We start from the raw sequence: 21,012 nt of genomic DNA, 5'->3' as shown, positions 1-21,012 counted from the left end.
GACATTCGCCGAACGGGTCCACGAACTAACCGAAGAGAGTGAACGCATCATGCGTACCTACGCTCCCAAGCCCGGTGACGTTGAGCGCGCCTGGCTCGTGATCGACGCCACCGACGTCGTCCTGGGCCGGCTGGCCGTCACCGCCGCTGGTCTCCTCCGCGGCAAGCACAAGCCGATCTTCGCGCCGAACGCCGACACCGGTGACTTCGTCGTGATCATCAACGCCGACAAGGTCGCGCTGTCCGGCAAGAAGCGCACCGACAAGATGGTCTACCGCCACTCCGGCTTCCCGGGTGGTCTGACCGCGACCCCCATCGGTCAGGTCATCGACAAGGACGCCCGCAAGGCCGTCGAGCAGGCTGTCTGGGGCATGCTGCCCAAGAACCGCCTCGGTCGCCAGATCATCACGAAGCTCAAGGTCTACAACGGCCCCACGCACCCGCACCAGGCGCAGCAGGCCGTTGCGTACGAGATCACCCAGATCTCCCAGTGACTTCTCAGAGCTGACCAGGACTAAGGACTTTCATCGTGACTGAATCGCAGAACACCGAGGTCGAAGAGACCTTCGAGACCGACGACCAGGGCCTCGCGTACACCAGCGAGACCTCGCCGTCCGACGCCACCCCCGCCGTCCCGGCGACGATCGCCCCCGGCGCGGCCACTGGCCGTCGCAAGGAAGCCGTCGCCCGCGTCCGGATCGTTCCGGGCACCGGCACGTGGACCATCAACGGCCGCGCGTTCGAGGACTACTTCCCGAACAAGCTGCACCAGCAGGTCGCCAACGAGCCCTTCGCGACGCTCGGCCTCGAGGGCCGCTTCGACGTGATCGCCCGTATCCACGGCGGCGGCATCACCGGTCAGGCCGGCGCCCTGCGCCTCGGCGTGGCCCGCTCGCTCAACGCGATCGACATCGACGCCAACCGTCCGGCCCTCAAGAAGGCCGGTCTGTTGACCCGTGACGCCCGCGCGACCGAGCGCAAGAAGGCCGGTCTCAAGAAGGCCCGCAAGGCTCCGCAGTACTCGAAGCGCTGATCTGCCGCAAGGCAATCACGACGACGGGGCCACGCACCGCAGCTGCGGTCCGTGGCCCCGTCGCCCGTTTTCGCAGACAGTCTCACCACCACACGAGGGAGAGCACGTGCCCCGCATCTTCGGCACCGATGGTGTCCGCGGCCTCGCGAACGCCGACCTGACCGCCGAGCTGGTCCTGGACCTGTCCGTCTCCGCCGCCCACGTGCTCGCGGAGCGGGGCGCCTTCGCCGGCCACCGGCCGTTCGCGGTCGTCGGGCGCGACACCCGGATCTCCGGCCAGTTCCTCGAGGCGGCCGTGGTCGCCGGGCTGGCATCGGCCGGGGTCGACGTACTGCTCCTCGGTGAGCTGCCCACCCCCGGTGTGGCGTACCTGACCGCCTCGCTGGGCGCGGACCTCGGCGTGATGCTCTCCGCCTCCCACAACGCGATGCCCGACAACGGCATCAAGTTCCTCGCCCGCGGCGGGGTCAAGCTCGACGACGCGATCGAGGACGCCATCGAGGCGCGCCTCCGGGAGCCCTGGGAGCGGCCCGTCGGCGGCGACGTCGGCCGGGTCACCCCGCACCTCACGGCGATCGACGAGTACGCCGCCCACCTGGTCGCGACCGTGGGCGACCTCGGTCCGGCGTCCGGCGAGCGACGCCTCAAGGTGGTCCTGGACTGCGCCCACGGCGCCGCGTCTGTCGCGGGCCCGAAGGCACTGCGCGACGCCGGCGTGGACGTCGTCGCGATCTGTGCCGAGCCCGATGGCCTCAACATCAACGACGGCTGCGGCTCGACCCACCTCGACGTCCTGCAGAAGGCCGTCCTCGAGCACGGCGCCGATGTCGGCTTCGCGCTCGACGGCGATGCCGACCGCTGCCTGGCCGTCGACGCCGAAGGCTCGATCGTGGACGGCGACCAGATCCTCGCGATCCTGGCCCTGTCCCTGCGCGACGCCGGCCGTCTGGTCGACGACACCGTGGTCGCCACGGTCATGTCCAACCTCGGCTTCGTCCAGGCCCTCACTGCAGCCGGTGTCGTCGTACGGCAGACGGCCGTCGGTGACCGCTACGTGCTCGAGGACATGAAGAACGGCGGGTACTCGCTCGGCGGCGAGCAGTCCGGCCACGTGATCATGAACGAGCACGCGACCACCGGCGACGGCGTCCTCACCGCCCTGCAGGTCCTGCACCGGATGGTGGCCACCGGGTCGTCGCTGCGCGAGCTGGCCGGTGTGATGACCCGCCTTCCGCAGGTGCTCGTCAACGTGCCTGGCGTCGACCGGGCCCGCACCGACGACGCCGAGCTCGTCGCGGCCGTCGTTGCTGCCGAGGCCGAGCTGGCCGGCACCGGCCGGGTGCTGCTGCGGCCCTCCGGCACCGAGCCACTCGTGCGCGTGATGGTCGAGGCACCCACTGCCGAGCAGGCTGACTCCATCGCGCACTCGCTGGCGGACGTCGTACGCCTGCGGCTCACCCTTCCCTGACACTAGGCTCCCCAGCCATGGGGGCTATTCCGGCAGCTGGTGACACGTTCGGTCGATATCGGATCGAAGGCACGCTGGGACAGGGCGGCATGGGAGTCGTCCTCCGCGCACGCCATGTCGAACTCGACCGTGTCGTGGCCCTCAAGCTGATGCTTCCCGAGATGATCGGGGCCGATGACCGGGTGACCCGTTTCCGTGGCGAGGCGATGGCGCTGGGCCGACTCGAGTCTGCCCACGTCGTGCAGGTGTACGACGCAGGCGAGCACGACGGCTGGCTCTACATCGCGACCCAGTTGGTCCCGGACGGCGACCTCTCCGCGCTGCTGGCGGCCGAAGGTCCGCTCGGGCCGGCTGCGGCCCTCGGTCTCATCGACCAGGTCCTGTCCGGCCTCGCGGACGCGCACGCGGTCGGTCTGATCCACCGCGACGTGAAGCCGAACAACGTCCTGCTCCGTCGCGAGACGGCTGGACTGCGGGTCTTCCTCTGCGACTTCGGCATCTCCCAGGTCATCGACTCGGCCTCCCACACCGTCGGCGTGATCGGAACGTGGGCGTACCTGGCTCCCGAACGACTCCGCGGCGAGGCCGCCACTGTGCAGTCCGACCTGTATGCCGTGGGCTGCCTGCTGTGGGAGTTGCTCAGCGGGGCGGCGCCGTACGCCGGGACGATGGCGCAACTGGCGGTTGCCCACGAGACGGCGCCCCTTCCCCAGATGCAGCCCACGGGACCGTGGGCCACCGCTGTCAACCAGGTCCTCGTCCGGGCCATGGCGAAGCAACCCCAACACCGGTTCGCGAGTGCGAGCGAGATGCAGGATGCCGTGCGCGATGCGGCGGGCCGGGCCCATCGTGCCGCGCCAGCCGAGGGCGCGGCGCCCGTCACGGAACTCGGTGGCGCGAATGCAACGGTGTTCGCGGCCTCGGCCCCGGTGATCTCGCCCCCGCCGTCCCCGCCGTCCCTGCAGCCCTCGCCCTCGTCGTACACGCAGCCGGTCTACCCGATGGCTCCGCCCAGGGTGCCCGCGGCGACGCCGCCGCCCCGGAAGGGCAAGGTGCTCGCGATCATCGCTGCGTGCTTCCTGGCCGTGGCCCTCGGCGTCGGGGCAGCGGTCGCCCTGGTGCAGTTGACCGGCGACGACACGGTCACGACCGCGAACGACGACGTCACGACGCGAGGCACCGACAACAGCGCGGGCACCGACACCGCCGCCAGCGCCGGCCCGACCGACGAACTGACCTCGCCCGCACCCGAGCCGGTCGGCGACGTCACCTGCTGGGACGGATCGCGGGTCGTTCGCGTCAGCAACTGCGACCCGACCCCGACGGGGCAGGCTGGTCTGACGTGGGTGTTCCCATCGATGAAGGACCAGGACTGCACCGGCGGTGAACTGACCGGGGACCGCGCGGAGGTGTGGTCGTGCGCCACCACGTTCAACGGCGAGCGGGTGAGGCTGTCCTATTCACGTTGGGACAGTGTGGCGACGGCTCGCTTCGCCTTCGACGCGGAACTCGGCAGCAGTCACACGATCCGCAATCCCAAGGACACCGAGGACGTGTTCGAGGAGTGGATCGCTCCGGGGCGTGGAGGCCATGTCTTCGTGCGGGTCTACGTCGGCTTCCCGTACAGCGTCGAGGTCGAGTCGACGATCCCCTACTCGGGCCCGGACATCGCCATCGACGGGTACGACGTCAACGGCGCCAAGCTGGTGAGGTTCCGACCGCACCGCAGCTTCGCAGGGAACTCCTGACCGGCTCGGTGGAACGACGTCAGTCGAGCCGTTGGTCGAGGAACGCGACCGCGTTCTGGACGGCCTGGTCGTGCCGGGCGTCGAAGATGTGGCGCTCGCCCTCGTAGAGCTCCAGGTCGGCGTCGACGCCGGCCGTCCGGAGCACCCCGAGCGTTGTCTCCGACCACTTCAGGGGGCACACGGGGTCCGCCGTACCGTGCTGGATCAGCACGGACGCGGTGATCTTCGAGAAGTAGGTACGCGGCGACAGGTCTCGATAGAAACCGGGGTTCGCGCTCGGTGCGCCGAACTCGTCTCGGACGGCGTTGCGGTCGGCCGGACTGCCGAGGCTGGCCAGGAGTGCGGTCGCCTGGGCGAAGGTCGAGCTGATGGGGGACAACAGGACGGCTGCGCGGGCGAGGCCGGGGTGGGTCACCAGGACGTTCATCGCGATGCCGCCGCCCATCGACCGGCCGAGTACGCCGATCCGATCAGCGTCGACGTAGTCCTGCGTGCGGAGCGTGGCCAGCGCGTTGATCGTGTCGCGGGTGTAGCCGACCATCGTCTGCTGGTCGAACGGGCCGAGAGGGTCAGAGCCGGCGTGGCCCCGGAGGTCGGTCTGGAAGACGACGAATCCCGCCGCCACGAGGGCGTCCTGCTCCACCTCCAGCCCGCCGCCGGTGCGGTACGCCTTGATCGGGACGCGACCGTGCACGATGACGACGGCCGGGAACGGGCCCTTGCCGCGAGGTCGGAGGAGCACGCCGGTGATGGTCAGCCCGTCACTGCGATAGCGGACCTCCTCGCGGATGTGCCGCCGGGTCGATCCGGCCTCGCGCAGGACGACGAGTTCGCCGGCGTCGGGCGCCTTGGCTGCGATCGCCGGGAGTGAGTACGTCGGGTCGGGCCCGCTGTTCTTCGGCGAACCGGATGCTTCGGGGGCGGGTGTCGTGTTGGCGTTCGCGGCTGGGGTGCGCGAAGGCCCCGCGCCAGGAGCGTCGGGCGCCTCGGTGCCACAACCAGCCGCCGACAGGGCGAATACGAGAGCGGCGCACAGGGCCACGAGGCGTGGGCGGTTCTGTCCCGGTGTCACGGCGCCCCGCGTCAGATCTTGCGCAGGCGCACGTAGCGGACGGAGTGGTCCGCGGTCTTGCGGAGCACCAGCGTCGCGCGGGAGCGGGTCGGCAGCACGTTGCGCTCCAGGTTGGGCCCGTTGATGGAGTCCCAGATCCGGCGCGCCTCGTCGACTGCCGTGTCGTGGCTCAGCGCGGCGTACTTGGCGAAGTAGGACCCGGGGTCGCGGAAGGCCGTCTCGCGCAGGCGCAGGAAGCGGTCGACGTACCAGTCCCGGATGTGGTTGGTGTTCGCGTCGACGAAGATCGAGAAGTCGAAGAAGTCGGACAGGCCCAGGGTGATCCGGCCGTCCTCGCGCACCCGCGCCGGCTGGAGGACGTTCAGGCCCTCCACGATGACGATGTCGGGTCGCTTCACGACCACCTTCTCGTCCGGCATCACGTCGTAGATGAGGTGGGAGTAGACCGGTGCCTCGACCTCGTCCTTGCCCGACTTGATGTCGATCACGAACTTGAGCAGGGCGCGCCGGTCGTAGGACTCCGGGAAGCCCTTGCGCTCGAGCAGGCCGCGCTTCTCGAGCTCCGCATTGGGATAGAGGAAGCCGTCGGTGGTCACCAGGGCGACGTTGGGGTGCTCGGGCCAGCGCGCCAGCATCTGCTGGAGGACGCGCGCGGCGGTCGACTTGCCGACGGCCACCGACCCCGCGAGCCCGATCACGAACGGCGTGCGGGGCGGGGTGAGGCCGTGCAGGAACTCCTCCTGGTCCTGGTGCAGCGCCGAGGCACTGCTGACGCGCAGGCTCAGCAGCCGGGAGAGCGGGAGGTAGACGTCGCGGATCTCGTCGAGGTCGAGCGACTCGCCGAGGCCGCGGAGGCGGTCGAGCTCCTCGGTGGTGAGGGGGCTCTCGGTCTCCGACGCCAGCTTCGCCCACGTCGCCCGGTCGAGCTCGACGTACGGGGACGACTCTCGCTGCGACTCGTCACCAGCCTGAGTCGTGGGGAGGTTGTCCGCCGTGGGACCGGTCACCATGACGACGATTCTTCCAGTGCGCCCCTGCGCGCCTGCGGGCGCGTCCACCGTAGACTCCCTGATCATGTGCGGGATCGTCGGATACATCGGGCCCAGGTCGGCTCAGGACACGATCATCGACGGTCTGCGCCGGCTGGAGTATCGCGGCTACGACTCGGCGGGGGTCGCGGTGGTCAGCGACGGTGACCTGTTCATCGAGAAGAAGGCCGGCAAGCTGGCCAACCTCGAGAAGGTCCTCGATGACGAGCCCATGCCCACCTCCGGGATCGGCATCGGCCACACCCGCTGGGCGACCCACGGACCGCCCAACGACGTCAACGCCCACCCGCACACGGGCTCGGCCCGCCGGGTCGGCCTCGTGCACAACGGCATCATCGAGAACTTCGTCGAGCTCCGCTCCCGCGTCGAGGACGACGGCCACGAACTGCTCTCCGCCACCGACACCGAGATCGTCGCGCACCTCGTCGAGCTCCAGGTCCAGTCCGGCGTCGACCTGATCACCGCCATGCAGCGCGTCTGCCAGCAGCTCGACGGTGCCTTCACGCTGGTCGCGATCGACAGCCAGGACCCCGACACGGTCGTCGCGGCACGCCGCAACTCGCCCCTCGTCGTCGGCCTGGGCGAGGGCGAGAACTTCCTCGGCTCCGACGTCGCCGCGTTCATCGAGTTCACCCGCGAGGCGCTGGAGCTCGGCCAGGACCAGATCGTCGTGATGACCCGCGACGAGGTCCGGGTCACCGACTTCTGGGGCCGGCCGGTCGAGGCCAAGCGCTTCCACGTCGACTGGGACCTCTCCGCTGCGGAGAAGGACGGCCACGACTGGTTCATGCGCAAGGAGATCTTCGAGCAGCCGCGCGCCGTCGCGGACTCGCTGATCGGCCGTCGTACGGCGGCAGGGCAGCTGCAGCTCGACGAGATGCGCCTCGCGGACGAGGAGCTCCGCGACATCGACAAGATCATCATCATCGCCTGTGGGACGTCGTTCTACGCCGGCATGGTCGCGAAGTACGCCATCGAGCACTGGACCCGCACGCCGGTGGAGGTCGAGCTCGCCTCGGAGTTCCGCTACCGCGACCCGATCATCGACTCCACCACCCTGATCGTCGCGATCAGCCAGTCGGGGGAGACGGCCGACACGCTGCAGGCGATCATCCACGCGCGCTCGCAGAAGGCCAAGGTCCTCGCGATCTGCAACACCAACGGGTCCTCGATCCCGCGGGAGTCCGACGCCGTCATCTACACCCACGCCGGACCCGAGATCGGCGTCGCGTCGACCAAGGGATTCCTCACCCAGCTGGTCGCCTGCTACCTCCTCGCGCTCTACATCGCGCAGGTCAAGGGCACCCGCTTCGGTGACGAGATCGACGAGATCATGGAGCAGCTCGAGGCGATGCCCGGGCACATCGAGACCGTGCTCAAGGACGCCGAGTCCGTCTACGAGCTCGCCCGCAAGCACGTCGACACCCGGTCGGTCCTGTTCCTGGGCCGGCACGCCGGCTACCCGGTCGCGCTCGAGGGCGCGCTCAAGCTCAAGGAGCTCGCCTACATCCACGCCGAGGGCTTCGCCGCCGGCGAGCTCAAGCACGGCCCGATCGCCCTGATCGAGGAAGGCCTCCCGGTGTTCTGCGTCGTGCCGCCCAAGGGCCGCGACCAGCTGCACGGGAAGATGCTCAGCGGCATCCAGGAGGTCCGGGCCCGCGGTGCGCGCACGATCTGCCTGGCCGAGGTCGGCGACACCTCCATCGAGCAGTACGCCGACCACCTGCTCCTGCTGCCCAAGGTGCCGGTGCTGCTGCAGCCGCTGGTGGCGGTGCTGCCGCTCCAGCTGTTCGCGTGCGAGCTGGCCACGGCGCTCGGCCACGACGTCGACCAGCCCCGCAACCTCGCCAAGTCCGTCACGGTCGAGTAACGCCTCATGGCCGTGGTGGGGGTCGGGATCGACGTGTGCGAGATCGCCCGGTTCGAGGAGTCGTGTCGTCGTACTCCCGCGCTGGTGGAGAAGCTGTTCGTCGAGGCCGAACGCGGCCGGCACATCAGCTCGATGGCCGCACGGTTCGCGGCCAAGGAGGCCCTCGCGAAGGCGCTGGGCGCCCCCCGCGGGATGGCCTGGCACGACGCGGAGGTGGTCTCCGAGGAGTCCGGTCGCCCTCGCTTCGTGATGCGCGGGACGGTGCTCGCCGAGGCCGATCTGCTCGGCGTGCGCTCGGTGCACCTCTCGCTGACCCATGACGGCGGCATCGCCTCGGCGGTCGTCGTCCTCGAGGACTGACAGTGATCCGCGCGCACACCGTCGAGCAGGTCCGGGCTGCGGAGGCGACGTTGCTCGCCGAGCTGCCGGACGGTGCGTTGATGCAGCGGGCGGCGCACGGTCTCGCATACGCAGTGCTCGACTTCCTCGGCTCCGCCTATGGGCGGCGGGTCGTGCTGCTCGTCGGGTCCGGCGACAACGGCGGTGACGCGTTGTACGCCGGCGTCGTGCTCGCACGGCGGGGCGTGCAGGTCGAGGCGTGGTTGCTCTCGGAGCAGGCGCACGCGGGCGGAGTGGCGGCGCTCAGGACTGCCGGCGGCAGGGTGTGCCCGTTGGTTGAGGTGCGAGGAGCGCCAGCGACGAGCCTCGAAACCACCGGGCCGTTCGACGTCGTCATCGACGGGATCGTCGGGATCGGCGGCCGGCCTGGACTGCGCCCGAACGCCGTGGCTGCACTGGCCGCGCTCGAGGGGATCCCGGTCGTCGCGGTCGACGTGCCGTCCGGGGTCGACGTCGACACCGGCGCCGTGGACGGGCCGCACGTCACGGCGACGCTGACCGTCACCTTCGGCACCCACAAGGGCTGCCACCTGCTCGATCCGGCCGCCCAGGCGTGCGGGGCGATCGAGCTCGTCGACATCGGCCTCGGGCTTCGAGGCTCGCAGGCTCGCACCTCAACCACCGGGTGGAGCTCCCTCGAGGCGCTCCAGCCTGCCGACGTGGCGGCGCTGCTGCCACGCCCCGGCCCGGTTTCGCACAAGTACACCCGCGGTGTCGTCGGCGTGCGCGCCGGCTCCGCGGCCTACCCGGGCGCCGGACTGCTCAGTGTCGACGGCGCGGCGTGCGGCCTCGCCGGGATGGTGCGCTACGACGGCGACCCCGCCGTGAACGACCGGATCCGCGATCGCCATCCCGAGGTCGTCGGTGCCGGTCGGGTGCAGGCCTGGGTCGTCGGGTCGGGCAGCGACACCCACGCGGAGCAGTCGCTGCGTGACTCGCTGGCCGACGACGTGCCGCTCGTCGTGGACGCCGATGCCCTCGCCTTCGCCGAGCTGGCCCGCGGGCGGTCGGCGGTCCTCACGCCGCACGCCGGCGAGCTGGCCCGGATGCTCGGCGTCGAGCGCGCGGCGGTCGAGGCCGAGCCGCTGGCCTTCGCGCTCCGCGCCGCTCACGAATACGACGCCGTCGTACTCCTCAAGGGGCGGCACACCGTGATCGCCGAACCGGGCGGGCGGGTCCGGGTGACGACGTCCGGCACGCCGTGGCTGGCGACGGCCGGGGCGGGCGACGTCCTCGGCGGCCTGATCGGCGCGTTGCTGGCGGGCGCCCTCGATCCGTTCGACGCCGCCTCGGTCGGGTCCTGGTTGCACGGTGCCGCAGCCACGCAGGCAGCGGCGGGAGGCCCGATCGTCGCGTCCGACGTCGCGGTCGCACTCCCGGCCCTCATCGCATCCCTCGACACGGAGTGATGGGAGGATCGGAGCCATGTCCAGCACGTCGGCGCCCCTGGGCCCTGCCGAGATCGTCGTCGACCTCGACGCGATCCGGGCCAACGCGCGACTGCTGCGCGAGACCGCGGGCGTCCCGCTGATCGCGGTGGTCAAGTCCGACGGCTACGGCCACGGCATGGTCGAGTGCGCCCGCGCAGCCCGCGACGGTGGTGCGGAGTGGCTGGCCACGGCCACCATCGAGGAAGCCCTTGCCCTGCGCGCAGCCGGCGTCGACGGTCCGTTGCTGTGCTGGATCACGGCTCCGGGCGCCGACTACGCCGCGGCTGCGGACGTCGACATCGAGGTGAGCGCCTACTCCGTCGACGAGCTCGATGCGATGGCGGCCGCGTTCGCGGGCCGGACCAGCCCGGCGCGGATCCAGCTCAAGGTCGACACCGGCCTGTCCCGCGGGGGAGCACCGCGAGCCGCGTGGGCCGAGGTGTTCGACCGGGCGCGGGTCGGCGAGGAGGCCGGCCACTGGACGGTCACCGGCATCTGGTCGCACTTCGCCTGCGCCGACGAGCCCTCGCACCCGGCCAACGATCGCCAGGAGCGGGCCTTCCGTGACGCGATCGCCCTGGCCGAGGCGCACGGCCTGCGTCCCGGGCTGCGGCACCTGGCCAACTCGGCCGCAACGATCCTGCGCCCTTCCTCGCGGTTCGACGCCGTGCGCTGCGGCATCGCGCTCTACGGCTTGGACCCCGCACCGGGCCAGGCCACCGACATCGGACTGGTGCCGGCGATGACCGTTCGTGGCCCACTGGTGATGGTCAAGGACCTCGCCGTCGGCGACGGCGTCTCCTACGGCCACCACTGGATCGCCGACCGCCCGACCACGGTCGCCCTGGTGCCGATCGGGTACGCCGACGGCATCCCGCGGGCGGCTTCGCGACCCGGCTCGCCCGAGGCCGCAGCGCAGCTGGGGATCGCCGGCAAGAACCGACCGATCCGCGGCACGGTCTGCATGGACCAGGTCGTCGTCGACCTGGACGGTGACTGGCCGTCGGTCGGGACCGAGGTGATCGTGTTCGGTCCACCGTCCGCCGGTGGTCCCACCGCGCAGGACTGGGCCGAGGCGTGCGGCACCATCAACTACGAGATCGTGACGAGGATCGGTGGCCGGATGACGCGACGCTACGTGGGGGTCTCGACAGGCTCGACCACCGGGGACGACTCATGAGGCGCGGTCGGATCCTGGGGTCGGTGGCCGGTGCCCTCGGCATCGCCGCGGCCGGTACGGCGGTCGGAGTCGTCCGCCAGCAACGGCAGATCGGTCGCCGGGCCGGCGAGGACATCCCGTTCGGCACCCTGCGCTCCCCGGAGGTCACCGTCGTCGCCGAGGACGGGGTGCGCCTGTACGTCGAGGTGGACGAGGTCGGCGCCGCGCCCGCCACGGCACCGGCCGGTCCGCTCGAGCGCCTGCTTCGTCGTACCAAGGACGATGCACTGCCGGTCACCGTGGTGTTCGTCCACGGCTTCTGCCTCAACCTCGACTGCTGGCACTTCCAGCGTGCGGCCTACCGCGGGCTGGTGCGGACGGTCTACTACGACCAGCGTTCGCACGGCCGGTCCGGCAACTCCGGTCGCACGCACTCGACCATCGAGCAGCTGGGCCGCGACCTCAAGGACGTCATCGAGGCCGTCGTTCCCGACGGCCCGATCGTCCTCGTCGGTCACTCGATGGGCGGCATGTCCATCGTCGCGCTGGCCGAGCAGTTCCCCGAGTTGATCGGGACCCGCGTGGTCGGGGCCGGCCTGGTCTCGACGACCGCCGGCGGGCTCGACCCGAGCCGGATCCTGCTCCCGATGCTGCCGGCGCGGCTGACGGGCCCCTTCGCCATGGGCGCCGTCCGGACCCTGCACCTGGGCCATCGTGCCGTGGACGTGCTGCGGAAGGCAGGCAGCTCGATCGCCACGGTCGCCACCGACCGGTTCGCGTTCGGCGGCCCGGTGCCACGGGGGTACGTCGAGTTCGTCGACGAGATGCTCGGGGCCACGCCGTTCGAGGTGGTCGCCGACTTCTTCCCGCACTTCGCGAGCCTCGACAAGTTCGACCACGTCGAGAGCCTCGGCCGGATTCCCACGTCCATCATCTGCGGGACCAACGACAAGATCACCTCGATCGGCCACTCGCGCAAGCTGCACTCCCGCATCGCGGACTCCCGGCTGCTCGAGTGCGAGGGCGCCGGGCACATGGTGATCATGGAGCGGCACGAGCTGGTCAACGCCGAGCTCGACCAGCTGATCACCGCAGCGACCGCGAGGGCCGCGACGCGGTGAGCCTCGAGGTCACCGTGGTCGGCCAGGAGGCCGCCGCCGAGGTACTTGCCGTGGTCCGCGCCGCTTTCGCCGCGCGGCCCGTGCTGGACCCACCCGCCGACGCACTCAGCGAGACCGAGGCCTCGATCGCGGCGCTGCTCGCCCCCGGTGGTGGCCTGCTCGCGCGCCTGGACGGCCGCACGGTCGGCGCCGTCGTCCTCGACCCGGACGGCGACGCGCTCTACCTGCGCCGGTTCGGCGTGGACCCCGGCGCTCAGGGCCGCGGCATCGCCCGGGCCCTGGTCCGGGCCGCCCTCGCCGAGGCCGCGCAGCGCGAGGGCCTGCGCCGCCTGGTCATCCTGGCCCGTCAGGAGCTCCCGCTCACCGTGCAGTTCTGGCGCGACATGGGCTTTGCGGGAACGGCCCGGCGGCCGCCGTACGTCGAGATGGCGCGGCCGGTGCCGCACACCGTCGAGGTCCCCACCGCCGACGCGATGCGCGCCCTGGGCGAGCACCTGGCGTCGGTGGTGCAGGCCGGTGACTTGCTGGTGCTCAGCGGTGAGCTCGGCGCCGGCAAGACCACGTTCACCCAGGGCCTGGGCGCCGGGCTCGGCGTCCGCGGCGGCATCACCTCGCCGACCTTCGTGATCGCCCGGGTGCATCCCTCGCTGGCGGACGGCCCGTCCCTGGTGCACGTCGATGCCTACCGGCTCGGCGGCGCTGCCGAGCTGGACGACCTGGACCTCGACACCGACCTCGACGACGCGGTCACGGTCGTCGAGTGGGGGAGCGGCCTGGCCGAGGGGCTGGCCGACGCGTGGCTCGAGGTCCGCATCGGCCGCGCCACGGGCGGCACCGTTGCGGCCGACGTCATCGACCCGGAGGCAGATCCGCGGGTCGTGGAGCTTGACCCGGTCGGCGTGCGCTGGCTCGGCGTGGACCTGCTGGCGCCGTAACCGGATTTCCCCTCTGTAGAGCCTGATCCGGGACCCCGGTCCCGGGACCCCGGTCCCGGGGACCCCCATCCCGGGTCGGCCGTCCATGCGGGTCATGCGAGGTCGTCCGCGCGCAGGTGCCGCGGACCCATCGCTCACTCCTAGCCTCGAATCGAGGGTCAAGGGGAGTGGATCAGATGAGTCTCATGATGAGATGTCGGGCACTGGTTGTGGCGCTGGCGTGTGTCGCCGCGATCGGCCTGCCCATGGACCAGGCCGTGGCACAACGCCAGTCGTCGCCCGCTCTCGACCGCCCCGTCCAGCGTGCCTCGTCCGTGCTCTTCACCGGTCGCTCCTCGCCGCGGGCCGTGGTCCGGCTCCAGGTGCGCGGAACGACCCGTTGGGTGACGGTCCGTACGACGCGCGCGGCGCGTTCCGGCACCTACCGGATCGCCATCCGCTACCCGACGCGGATCCGCAAGTACCGCGTGGTCTCCCGTGGCCGCGCCAGCGGCGTGCGCCAGGTCGGGCCACGCAAGGTCGCCACTCCCGCAGCAGCGCCGACGCCGGCTCCCGCGCCCAAGGACGAGTGCGGTGTCCGGCCCCGTCGCGCGGACGGCTCCTACTACGCCTGCACCTTCCGCGACGAGTTCGACGGGACGGCTCTCGACACGAGCAAGTGGCTGGTCCAGGAGACGTCGTACAGCGGAATGAGCAGCGGCAACCGGGACTGCTACGTCAACGATCCGTCGACGATCGCCGTTGCGTCCGGAACGTTGAGGGTGTCGGCCCGCCGGAACCTCGACGCGTTCACCTGTGCGAGCCCGTTCGGCGCCTTCGAGACCACCTCCACCGCCGGCACCGTGACGACACGGGACCGGTTCGGGCAGACGTACGGTCGCTTCGAGTTCCGGGCGAAGATGCCGGCCGGTGCGGGCATTCCCGGCGCGCACTCGGCCCTGTGGCTCTACCCCCAGGCCCACACCTACGGCCAGTGGCCGCTGTCCGGCGAGGTGGACGTCGCCGAGTGGTTCAGCGCCCGCCCCGGCAAGGTGTATCCCTCGGTGCACTACTCCGGCGAGGTGCCCCTGCTGAGCACCGGCGCCAACTGCCCGATGCCGACCTCGACCAGCGCCTTCCACACCTACGCGGTCGAGTGGACCTCCCAGCAGATGCGGTTCTTCTACGACGGCAAGCTCTGCTTCTCGCACTCCTGGATCCCGCTCGGGCAGATCCGGCCGAAGCCGTTCGACCAGCCCTTCAACCTCGTGGTGACCCAGGTCTGGGGCCACCTCTGGAACGCGCCGACCGACCAGACGGCCGACGCAGCAACGGTCGAAGTGGACTGGGTCCGCGCCTGGCAGTGAGGGCCACCGGGTCGGGCCGGTAGCCTCGACGCCGTGCTGCTCGCCTTCGACACCGCGTCGCCGTCGGTCACCGTCGCCCTGCATGACGGGACCGAGGTGGTCGCTGCCGCGACGGCGGAGATCGGGATGCGGCACGGTGAACAGCTGGCGCCGCTCATCGAGCAGGTCCTCGCCTCCGCCGGCATCACGCCGGCCGGCGTGACCGGCATCGCCGTCGGTGTCGGCCCCGGTCCGTTCACCGGGCTGCGGGTCGGCCTGGTCACGGCCCGGACCCTGGCCCACGTGCTCGACGTCCCCGTCCACGGCGTGTGCTCGCTCGATGCCCTCGCTGCCGAGGCGGTCGCCACGGGGGTGGTGGACGGCGACTTCCTCGTCGCCACGGACGCGCGACGCAAGGAGGTCTACCTGGCGTCGTACGACGGCAACGGGAGGCGTCAGTCTGCGCCGGTCGTGGAGCGCCCGGCGGTGCTCGCCAGTGACCTGCCGGTCGTCGGCGAAGGTGCCGCGCTCTACCCGGACGCGTTCCCGAACGCGCGGACCCCGTTGCGACCGGACGCCGCCTGGCTGGCCCGCGCGGTGATCGCGCAGCAGGTGGAGGTGCTGGGGCCCGAACCGCTCTACCTGCGACGTCCTGACGCCGAGATCCCGCGGGCCGCCAAGGCCGTGCTGCCCGACGGAGCGCCGGCGAAGTGACCTCCCCGGTCGTCCGTGCGGCCCTCGCGGCGGACGTGCCCGCCATCGTCGAGCTGGAAGCCGACGCGTTCCCGCTCGATCCCTGGTCGACGAACCTCGTCAGTGAAGGGGTCAGCGGCTCCCTTCCGACCGTTGCCTACGTCGTCGCCCACGTCGCAGGCGACTTCGCGGGCTACGCCGTGGTCAGTGTCGTCGATGTCGCCGAGCTGCAGCGGATCGCCGTACTGCCGGGGCTTCGGCGCTCGGGTGTCGCCACGGCGCTGCTGGCGGCCGTCCAGGCCCTGGCCGCGGAGGGTGGCGCGGACCGGCTGCTGCTCGAGGTCCGCGAGGACAACGCCGCGGCCCGCGGGTTCTACGAACGTCACGGCTTCACCGAGCTCGGCAAGCGTGCCCGCTACTACCGCGACGGCACCACAGCACTCGTCCTGGCCGCACCGGTCACAATGGTCCCGTGATTCGCGACGAACCGCTGGTCCTCGGCATCGAGACCTCCTGCGACGAGACCGGTGTCGGCATCGTGCGGGGCCACACCCTGCTGGCCGACTCCGTCGCCAGCAGCGTCGAGGAGCACGCGCGCTTCGGTGGCGTCGTACCCGAGGTGGCCAGCCGTGCCCACCTCGAGGCGATGGTCCCCACGATCCAGCGGGCATGCGAGACGGCCGGCATCCAGCTGGCCGACGTCGACGCGATCGCGGTGACCCACGGTCCCGGCCTCGCGGGCGCGCTGCTGGTGGGCGTCGCCTCCGCCAAGGCCCTGGCCCTGGGCCTGGGCAAGCCGATCTACGGCGTCAACCACCTCGCCGCCCACGTCGCTGTCGACCAGCTCGAGCACGGCCCGCTTCCGGAACCCTGCCTGGCGCTGCTGGTGTCCGGTGGACACTCCAGCCTGCTCAAGGTCACCGACATCACCGGCCACGACGGCGGCATCGACCCCATGGGCGCCACCATCGACGACGCGGCGGGCGAGGCCTTCGACAAGGTCGCTCGGCTCCTGGGCCTGCCGTTCCCGGGCGGGCCGCACATCGACCGGGTCGCACGCGAGGGCGACCGGATCGCCATCGACTTCCCGCGCGGGCTGTCGACGCGCCGCGACCTCGAACGGCACCGCTTCGACTTCTCCTTCTCGGGACTCAAGACCTCGGTCGCCCGCTGGGTGGAGGCCCGCGAGCGCAGCGGTGAACCGGTTCCGGTCGCCGACGTCGCCGCCTCCTTCCAGGAGGCCGTCTGCGACGTCCTCGTGCGCAAGGCCCTCGATGCCGCCAAAGCCGAAGGCATCGAGGACCTGATGATCGGCGGCGGCGTCGCCGCGAACTCGCGCCTGCGGGCGATGGCCGAGGAGCGAGCCGGCAAGCTCGGCATCCGGGTGCGGGTGCCCAGGCCCGGACTGTGCACCGACAACGGTGCCATGGTGGCCGCCCTCGGCGCGACGATGGTCGAACGAGGACGTCCACCGTCCCCGCTCGACCTGCCGGCAGACTCGAGCCTGCCGGTCACCGACGTCCTCGCGGGCTGAACCCGGGCCGGGCCGGCCCGGCAGGCCAGGTCAGCCGAGCACGCCGGGCCCGGTGCCCTCGTCGTCGATCCAGTCCTCACCGTCGTCGAAGAGGTCGCGGTCCGGTGACGGGTCACCGTCGCGCTTGCGGCGTGCTCCTCCCGTGCCACCGATGCCACCGATGCCGCCGCGACCGCCGGCACCGCCGCGTCCTCCGCGGCCGCCGGTGCCGCCCGGAACGGCGCCGCCGCCGCGGCCCGTGCTGGTGCCGCGTCCCGCAGCAGTGCCCGGGGCTGCGCCCGAACGACCGAGGGAGCCGGGCCCGCCCGTCCGGCCGCTGCTGCCGATCGAGCCGATGCCGCTGGCCGGGCCGCCGCGACCCAGCAGGTTGCGGATCCCGTTGATCGCGCCCGGGCCGCCGAGCCCGGCCGCGGCCAGGCCGCCACCGATCACGCCCGGATGGGTGAGGCCGCCGGGAAGGCCCGGATCGACCGGATCGACCGGGTCCACCGGATCGACCGGATCGACCGGGTCCACCGGGTCCACCGGCTCGACCGGCTCGACCACCGGAGGCCACACGGGCGGAGGTGGTGGCGGCGGCGGTGGCGGTGGGGGCGGCGGAGGCGGAGGCGGAGGCGGCGGGGGCGGCCAGTCCACGAGCTCGACCGGGTTGAGCGGGTCGTCGTTGGTGCGGACGTCGCTCCCGACCACGACCGGCAGCCGGGGATCGCCGTGGATCGTCTTCATGACGAGGATCGCCTCGGAGTACGCGTCGTTCAGCCTGGCGAGCTTCGCCTGCGCGTCCAGGTCCGCGTTGTTGTAGGCGATCACGCCGGTGTTGTACTGCGCGGCTGCGACGGCGTACTCGATGCTCGCGACCACGGGGAGTCCGGGAAACTGTTCGGGCTTGGGGGGAGTGTCCGACGGACGTTCCGGGGCGCCGGCCTGGGCGGACTGGGCCTCGACCATCGCGGTGTGGACGGACAGCAGTACGTCGGCCGCCCGGATCATCTTCGCCTCCTTGTCCTTGAGGCGTCGGGCGACGAGGCGGAACGCCCGGGCGGCGGAGTCGGCGACACCGGACTCCTCACCGAAGCCGTCGCCGATGTCGTGGGCAGCCTGCTTCAGCGTCCGCCGGACGTCGGTCAGCGACCCGGAGCCCTTGTGCCAGGCGCCGCGTGCCTCCAGGACGTCATCGGGGTCCATCCCCGCCGTCCAGCGCTGCAAGCGCTCCAGGTTCTCGCCGGCCATCAGTTGGTCCCCCCGTCGTTCTGGTGCTCGACCTGCGCGTCGCGGTACGCGTTCGCACCGAGGTCGATGCTCTCGGTCTTCGCCAGCACCAGCTGGATCTCGCCGACGGCCTCCTCGTCCTTGTCGCGGATCAGGTCGCGTGCCTCCCGGACGGCGGTCCGGAAGTCGCGCAGGTCCTTGCGGAGGTCGACGAGGGTGTCGACCACGACGCGGTGGGCGCGCTCGTGGTGGTCGGCCAGGAGGGGCGAGGGCGGTCCGCCGCCGAACGCGCGACCGGAGATGTGTCCCCTGACCGGGAAGTCGACGTCTTTGAGGTTCCTCAGCTCCTCGTTGAGGACCTTGATCACCTTGGTGATCTCGCTCTCGACAACCTTGAGCTCCCGGGGACCGGCGGAGGCGAGGTCTGCTGAGGTGAAGCCGGCAAGATCCAGAAGCACCATGCTGAACGATCCTTCGCCCGAGTTGGAATGACTGAGGCCCCGATACCCGGCCCCCACACCCCCGAAACCGGACCGGCCGGTGGCTAGGGTGAGGAAATGCGTTCTCGGGTCATCGCGGCACTGCTGTTCGTGGTCATCGTTGGCGCCGCGGGCGGCTGCACGTCCGACGACGATCCGGACGCAGGCCACTCACCCGGGCCAACGGGTACTACGTCGACCGCAACGTCCGCCGCAACCTCCACCACGTCCGACGTACCGGTGGTCGATCCGGCGAGCGGCGAGCAGGCCGTCCTCGGCGAGTCGCTGAGCCTCCGGCTGCCGTCCCAGGGCGACTGGTACCTCGACGACAGCGGCGGTTCGATCTTCGCCACGGCGACCGTCGACGGCGTGACCGTGGACATCGGCGGGAGTGACGTCCTGTCCGACGTCGACGCGCTCGACGAGGGGGCGTCGCTCGCCCTCGACGTGCTGGACGACCAGCCCGGGATGACCTATCGACGCGGCGACGACATCACGGTTGCCGGCAAGGTCTGCTGGGTCATCGACGGGGAGAGTGCCGGGAAGCGGTTCAAGGAGGTGGGGACCCTGCACAACGGGCGCATCGTGCACTTCGACTTCACCATCCGCGCCCCCGACGAGCCCGCCTTCGCCAAGGACCTCATCGCATCGGTGATTGCCAGCGTCGAGTGGATGTGACGGTTGCCGAGCGGTCGCTAGGTTGGTGACTCCGGTCATCCAGTGCAGGAGGCAGCATGCAGCAGGTCCGCGCCGTCATCGCTCGCAGCAAGGGAGCGCCCGTCGAGATCGCGACCATCAACGTCCCGGACCCCGGTCCGGGCGAGGCCGTGGTGAAGGTACTGACGTGCGGGGTGTGCCACACCGACCTGCACTACCGGGAGGGCGGCATCAACGACGACTTCCCCTTCCTGTTGGGGCATGAGGCCTCCGGGATCGTCGAGGCCGTCGGACCCGAGGTGACGGGCCTGGAGCCCGGGGACTTCGTGGTCCTGAACTGGCGCGCGGTCTGTGGCGACTGTCGGGCGTGCCGGCGCGGGGAGCCGCACTACTGCTTCAACACCCACAACGCCACGCAGAAGATGACGCTCGCCGATGGTGAAGGCGCCGGCACGGAGCTGTCGCCCGCCCTGGGCATCGGCGCGTTCGCCGAGAAGACCCTCGTGGCTGCCGGGCAGTGCACCAAGGTCGACCCGCAGGCACGCCCCGCGGCGGTCGGCCTGCTCGGGTGTGGGGTGATGGCCGGCATCGGTGCGGCGATCAACACCGGCGCGGTGACCCGCGGCAGGAGCGTCGCGGTCCTCGGTTGCGGCGGCGTCGGCGTGGCGGCGATCGCCGGCTCTGCCCTCGCGGGGGCGAGCCCGATCATCGCGGTCGACATCGACGCGAAGAAGCTCGAGACCGCCCGCCGGATGGGCGCGACCCACGTGGTCGACTCCTCGGTGGTCGATCCGGTCGAGGAGATCAAGCGGATCTGTGCGGAGACCTACGACGGCGCGGACGGCGCCGACGTCGTGATCGAGGCCGTCGGGCGGCCCGAGACCTGGAAGCAGGCGTTCTACGCCCGCGACCTCGCCGGCACGGTCGTCCTGGTCGGCGTACCGACGCCGGACATGAAGGTGCCGGACATTCCGCTGATCGACGTCTTCGGTCGCGGGGGTGCGTTGAAGTCCAGCTGGTACGGCGACTGCCTGCCCAGTCGTGACTTCCCGATGCTGGTCGACCTGTACCGCCAGGGCCGACTCGATCTCGACGCATTCGTGTCGGAGGAGATCGGCCTGGGTGACATCGAGGCCGCCTTCGACAAGATGCACCACGGCGACGTGCTGCGCTCGGTCGTGGTCATCTCATGAGCGGCGCAGTTCGGGTCGACCACGCTGTCACGAGCGGCACCTTCTCCCTCGACGGGGAGACCTTCGACGTCGAGAACAACATCTGGGTGGTCGGTGACGACGAGGAGTGCATCGTGATCGATGCGCCGCACTCGGTCGACGACATCATCGCGGTGGTCGGGACGCGCAAGGTCCGGGCGATCGTGTGCACCCACGCGCACGACGACCACGTCCGGGTCGCACCCGAGCTCCGGGAGCTCGTGGTCGCGCCGATCCTGCTGCACCCCGACGACCGGACGCTGTGGACGATGACCCACCTCGACCACCTCTGGGACGTCGACCTGTCGGACGGCCAGGTCCTCGCGGTTGCCGGTACGACGTTGCGGGTGCTGCACACGCCCGGCCATGCGCCGGGCGCGGTGTGCCTCTACGCGCCGGACCTGGGGTGCGTGTTCACGGGCGACACCCTGTTCCAGGGCGGGCCGGGTGCGACCGGTCGTTCGTTCAGCGATCGTCCGACGCTGGAGGCATCGATCCGGGCGAACCTGTTCGCGCTGCCCGACGACACGGTCGTGCACACCGGCCACGGGGCCGACACCACGATCGGCGCAGAGGCCGCGACACTCGGTCGCGACTGATCCCGCGCGGGCCCGGCGTCAG

21 protein-coding genes are annotated in these 21,012 nt (G+C 71.2%); 17 read left to right on the top strand and 4 right to left on the bottom strand.

Translation table 11 applies throughout. From position 1 onward, the window contains the following. Positions 1 to 49 precede the first annotated feature (49 nt). The 4 genes from rplM (at position 50) to ACOACQ_RS05690 (ending at position 4,248) form a co-directional block, all read left to right on the top strand. Complete coding sequence (gene rplM, locus ACOACQ_RS05705) at positions 50 to 493, top strand: 50S ribosomal protein L13 (protein ID WP_056708437.1); 444 nt, start codon at positions 50 to 52, stop codon at positions 491 to 493. Between the two features lie 35 nt (positions 494 to 528). After that, positions 529 to 1,032 (top strand): 30S ribosomal protein S9, encoded by a 504-nt coding sequence (gene rpsI, locus ACOACQ_RS05700; protein WP_082573206.1) that lies wholly within the window; start codon positions 529 to 531, stop codon positions 1,030 to 1,032. 106 nt (positions 1,033 to 1,138) lie between these two features. Next, positions 1,139 to 2,500 (top strand): phosphoglucosamine mutase, encoded by a 1,362-nt coding sequence (glmM, locus tag ACOACQ_RS05695; RefSeq protein WP_378596286.1) that lies wholly within the window; start codon positions 1,139 to 1,141, stop codon positions 2,498 to 2,500. Positions 2,501 to 2,517: 17 nt separating this feature from the next. Then, on the top strand, positions 2,518 to 4,248 hold the full coding sequence (locus ACOACQ_RS05690; RefSeq protein WP_378596287.1) for a serine/threonine-protein kinase: 1,731 nt from the start codon (positions 2,518 to 2,520) through the stop codon (positions 4,246 to 4,248). Between the two features lie 19 nt (positions 4,249 to 4,267). On the opposite strand, the gene ACOACQ_RS05685 is transcribed toward ACOACQ_RS05690, so the two are convergent. Continuing rightward, the gene (locus tag ACOACQ_RS05685; RefSeq protein WP_420287810.1) at positions 4,268 to 5,320 is read right to left on the bottom strand and encodes an alpha/beta hydrolase family protein; all 1,053 of its coding nucleotides are present in this window, start codon (positions 5,318 to 5,320) and stop codon (positions 4,268 to 4,270) included. 11 nt (positions 5,321 to 5,331) lie between these two features. Beyond that, positions 5,332 to 6,330 (bottom strand): type I pantothenate kinase, encoded by a 999-nt coding sequence (coaA, locus tag ACOACQ_RS05680; protein ID WP_378596290.1) that lies wholly within the window; start codon positions 6,328 to 6,330, stop codon positions 5,332 to 5,334. Between the two features lie 64 nt (positions 6,331 to 6,394). On the opposite strand from coaA, the gene glmS reads away from it, so the two are divergent. From glmS to tsaD, 10 genes are all read left to right on the top strand, one after another. Further along, positions 6,395 to 8,239, top strand: coding sequence for a glutamine--fructose-6-phosphate transaminase (isomerizing) (gene glmS / locus ACOACQ_RS05675; RefSeq protein WP_420287809.1), 1,845 nt, complete (start codon positions 6,395 to 6,397; stop codon positions 8,237 to 8,239). 6 nt (positions 8,240 to 8,245) lie between these two features. Beyond that, positions 8,246 to 8,599, top strand: a complete 354-nt coding sequence (locus ACOACQ_RS05670) for a holo-ACP synthase (RefSeq protein ID WP_378596292.1) — start codon at positions 8,246 to 8,248, stop codon at positions 8,597 to 8,599. Positions 8,600 to 8,601: 2 nt separating this feature from the next. Then, on the top strand, positions 8,602 to 10,047 hold the full coding sequence (locus ACOACQ_RS05665) for an NAD(P)H-hydrate dehydratase (RefSeq protein WP_420287808.1): 1,446 nt from the start codon (positions 8,602 to 8,604) through the stop codon (positions 10,045 to 10,047). Positions 10,048 to 10,063: 16 nt separating this feature from the next. Continuing rightward, complete coding sequence (gene alr, locus ACOACQ_RS05660; protein WP_420287807.1) at positions 10,064 to 11,248, top strand: alanine racemase; 1,185 nt, start codon at positions 10,064 to 10,066, stop codon at positions 11,246 to 11,248. Beyond that, positions 11,245 to 12,348 carry an alpha/beta fold hydrolase gene (locus ACOACQ_RS05655; protein WP_420287806.1) on the top strand — a complete coding sequence of 368 codons (1,104 nt, stop codon included), beginning with the start codon at positions 11,245 to 11,247 and terminating at the stop codon, positions 12,346 to 12,348. Before alr ends, ACOACQ_RS05655 begins: the two co-directional genes overlap by 4 nt. After that, positions 12,345 to 13,283 carry a tRNA (adenosine(37)-N6)-threonylcarbamoyltransferase complex ATPase subunit type 1 TsaE gene (tsaE, locus tag ACOACQ_RS05650; protein ID WP_420287805.1) on the top strand — a complete coding sequence of 313 codons (939 nt, stop codon included), beginning with the start codon at positions 12,345 to 12,347 and terminating at the stop codon, positions 13,281 to 13,283. The genes ACOACQ_RS05655 and tsaE overlap by 4 nt, the downstream gene beginning before the upstream one ends. Positions 13,284 to 13,540: 257 nt before the next feature. Continuing rightward, positions 13,541 to 14,629 (top strand): glycoside hydrolase family 16 protein, encoded by a 1,089-nt coding sequence (locus ACOACQ_RS05645; RefSeq protein ID WP_420287804.1) that lies wholly within the window; start codon positions 13,541 to 13,543, stop codon positions 14,627 to 14,629. Positions 14,630 to 14,662: 33 nt separating this feature from the next. Next, the gene (gene tsaB, locus ACOACQ_RS05640) at positions 14,663 to 15,322 is read left to right on the top strand and encodes a tRNA (adenosine(37)-N6)-threonylcarbamoyltransferase complex dimerization subunit type 1 TsaB (protein ID WP_420287803.1); all 660 of its coding nucleotides are present in this window, start codon (positions 14,663 to 14,665) and stop codon (positions 15,320 to 15,322) included. Further along, positions 15,319 to 15,777: a ribosomal protein S18-alanine N-acetyltransferase gene (rimI, locus tag ACOACQ_RS05635; protein WP_420287802.1), complete on the top strand. Its 459-nt coding sequence runs from the start codon at positions 15,319 to 15,321 to the stop codon at positions 15,775 to 15,777. Before tsaB ends, rimI begins: the two co-directional genes overlap by 4 nt. Continuing rightward, entirely contained in the window at positions 15,777 to 16,835 is a 1,059-nt protein-coding gene (gene tsaD / locus ACOACQ_RS05630; RefSeq protein ID WP_378596305.1) for a tRNA (adenosine(37)-N6)-threonylcarbamoyltransferase complex transferase subunit TsaD, read from the top strand. Before rimI ends, tsaD begins: the two co-directional genes overlap by 1 nt. Positions 16,836 to 16,865: 30 nt before the next feature. Here tsaD and ACOACQ_RS05625 read toward each other — a convergent pair whose 3' ends face one another. After that, entirely contained in the window at positions 16,866 to 18,065 is a 1,200-nt protein-coding gene (locus tag ACOACQ_RS05625; protein WP_420287801.1) for a hypothetical protein, read from the bottom strand. After that, positions 18,065 to 18,505: a hypothetical protein gene (locus ACOACQ_RS05620; protein ID WP_378602639.1), complete on the bottom strand. Its 441-nt coding sequence runs from the start codon at positions 18,503 to 18,505 to the stop codon at positions 18,065 to 18,067. Before ACOACQ_RS05620 ends, ACOACQ_RS05625 begins: the two co-directional genes overlap by 1 nt. Positions 18,506 to 18,601: 96 nt before the next feature. Here ACOACQ_RS05620 and ACOACQ_RS05615 point away from each other — a divergent pair, with 96 nt between their 5' ends. The 3 genes from ACOACQ_RS05615 to ACOACQ_RS05605 are packed head-to-tail and all read left to right on the top strand — an operon-like array spanning position 18,602 to position 20,990. Then, complete coding sequence (locus ACOACQ_RS05615) at positions 18,602 to 19,201, top strand: hypothetical protein (RefSeq protein WP_420287800.1); 600 nt, start codon at positions 18,602 to 18,604, stop codon at positions 19,199 to 19,201. A 56-nt stretch (positions 19,202 to 19,257) separates the two neighbouring features. Next, complete coding sequence (locus tag ACOACQ_RS05610; protein ID WP_378602645.1) at positions 19,258 to 20,373, top strand: S-(hydroxymethyl)mycothiol dehydrogenase; 1,116 nt, start codon at positions 19,258 to 19,260, stop codon at positions 20,371 to 20,373. Continuing rightward, entirely contained in the window at positions 20,370 to 20,990 is a 621-nt protein-coding gene (locus tag ACOACQ_RS05605; protein WP_420287799.1) for an MBL fold metallo-hydrolase, read from the top strand. Before ACOACQ_RS05610 ends, ACOACQ_RS05605 begins: the two co-directional genes overlap by 4 nt. The last annotated feature ends 22 nt before the right edge of the window (positions 20,991 to 21,012 follow it).

Source organism: Nocardioides sp. CPCC 206347, assembly GCF_048654605.1.
Taxonomy (GTDB): Bacteria; Actinomycetota; Actinomycetes; order Propionibacteriales; family Nocardioidaceae; genus Nocardioides.
This window is presented reverse-complemented; position numbering and strand designations above follow the sequence as displayed.

Excerpts from the sequence above, each read along its gene's own strand:
- rplM (WP_056708437.1), top strand. The coding sequence starts at position 50 with ATGCGTACCTACGCTCCCAAGCCCGGTGACGTTGAGCGCGCCTGGCTC.
- ACOACQ_RS05690 (WP_378596287.1), top strand. The coding sequence starts at position 2,518 with ATGGGGGCTATTCCGGCAGCTGGTGACACGTTCGGTCGATATCGGATC.
- coaA (WP_378596290.1), bottom strand. The coding sequence starts at position 6,330 with ATGGTGACCGGTCCCACGGCGGACAACCTCCCCACGACTCAGGCTGGT.
- glmS (WP_420287809.1), top strand. The coding sequence starts at position 6,395 with ATGTGCGGGATCGTCGGATACATCGGGCCCAGGTCGGCTCAGGACACG.
- ACOACQ_RS05670 (WP_378596292.1), top strand. The coding sequence starts at position 8,246 with ATGGCCGTGGTGGGGGTCGGGATCGACGTGTGCGAGATCGCCCGGTTC.
- alr (WP_420287807.1), top strand. The coding sequence starts at position 10,064 with ATGTCCAGCACGTCGGCGCCCCTGGGCCCTGCCGAGATCGTCGTCGAC.
- ACOACQ_RS05655 (WP_420287806.1), top strand. The coding sequence starts at position 11,245 with ATGAGGCGCGGTCGGATCCTGGGGTCGGTGGCCGGTGCCCTCGGCATC.
- ACOACQ_RS05625 (WP_420287801.1), bottom strand. The coding sequence starts at position 18,065 with ATGGCCGGCGAGAACCTGGAGCGCTTGCAGCGCTGGACGGCGGGGATG.
- ACOACQ_RS05620 (WP_378602639.1), bottom strand. The coding sequence starts at position 18,505 with ATGGTGCTTCTGGATCTTGCCGGCTTCACCTCAGCAGACCTCGCCTCC.
- ACOACQ_RS05615 (WP_420287800.1), top strand. The coding sequence starts at position 18,602 with ATGCGTTCTCGGGTCATCGCGGCACTGCTGTTCGTGGTCATCGTTGGC.
- ACOACQ_RS05610 (WP_378602645.1), top strand. The coding sequence starts at position 19,258 with ATGCAGCAGGTCCGCGCCGTCATCGCTCGCAGCAAGGGAGCGCCCGTC.
- ACOACQ_RS05605 (WP_420287799.1), top strand. The coding sequence starts at position 20,370 with ATGAGCGGCGCAGTTCGGGTCGACCACGCTGTCACGAGCGGCACCTTC.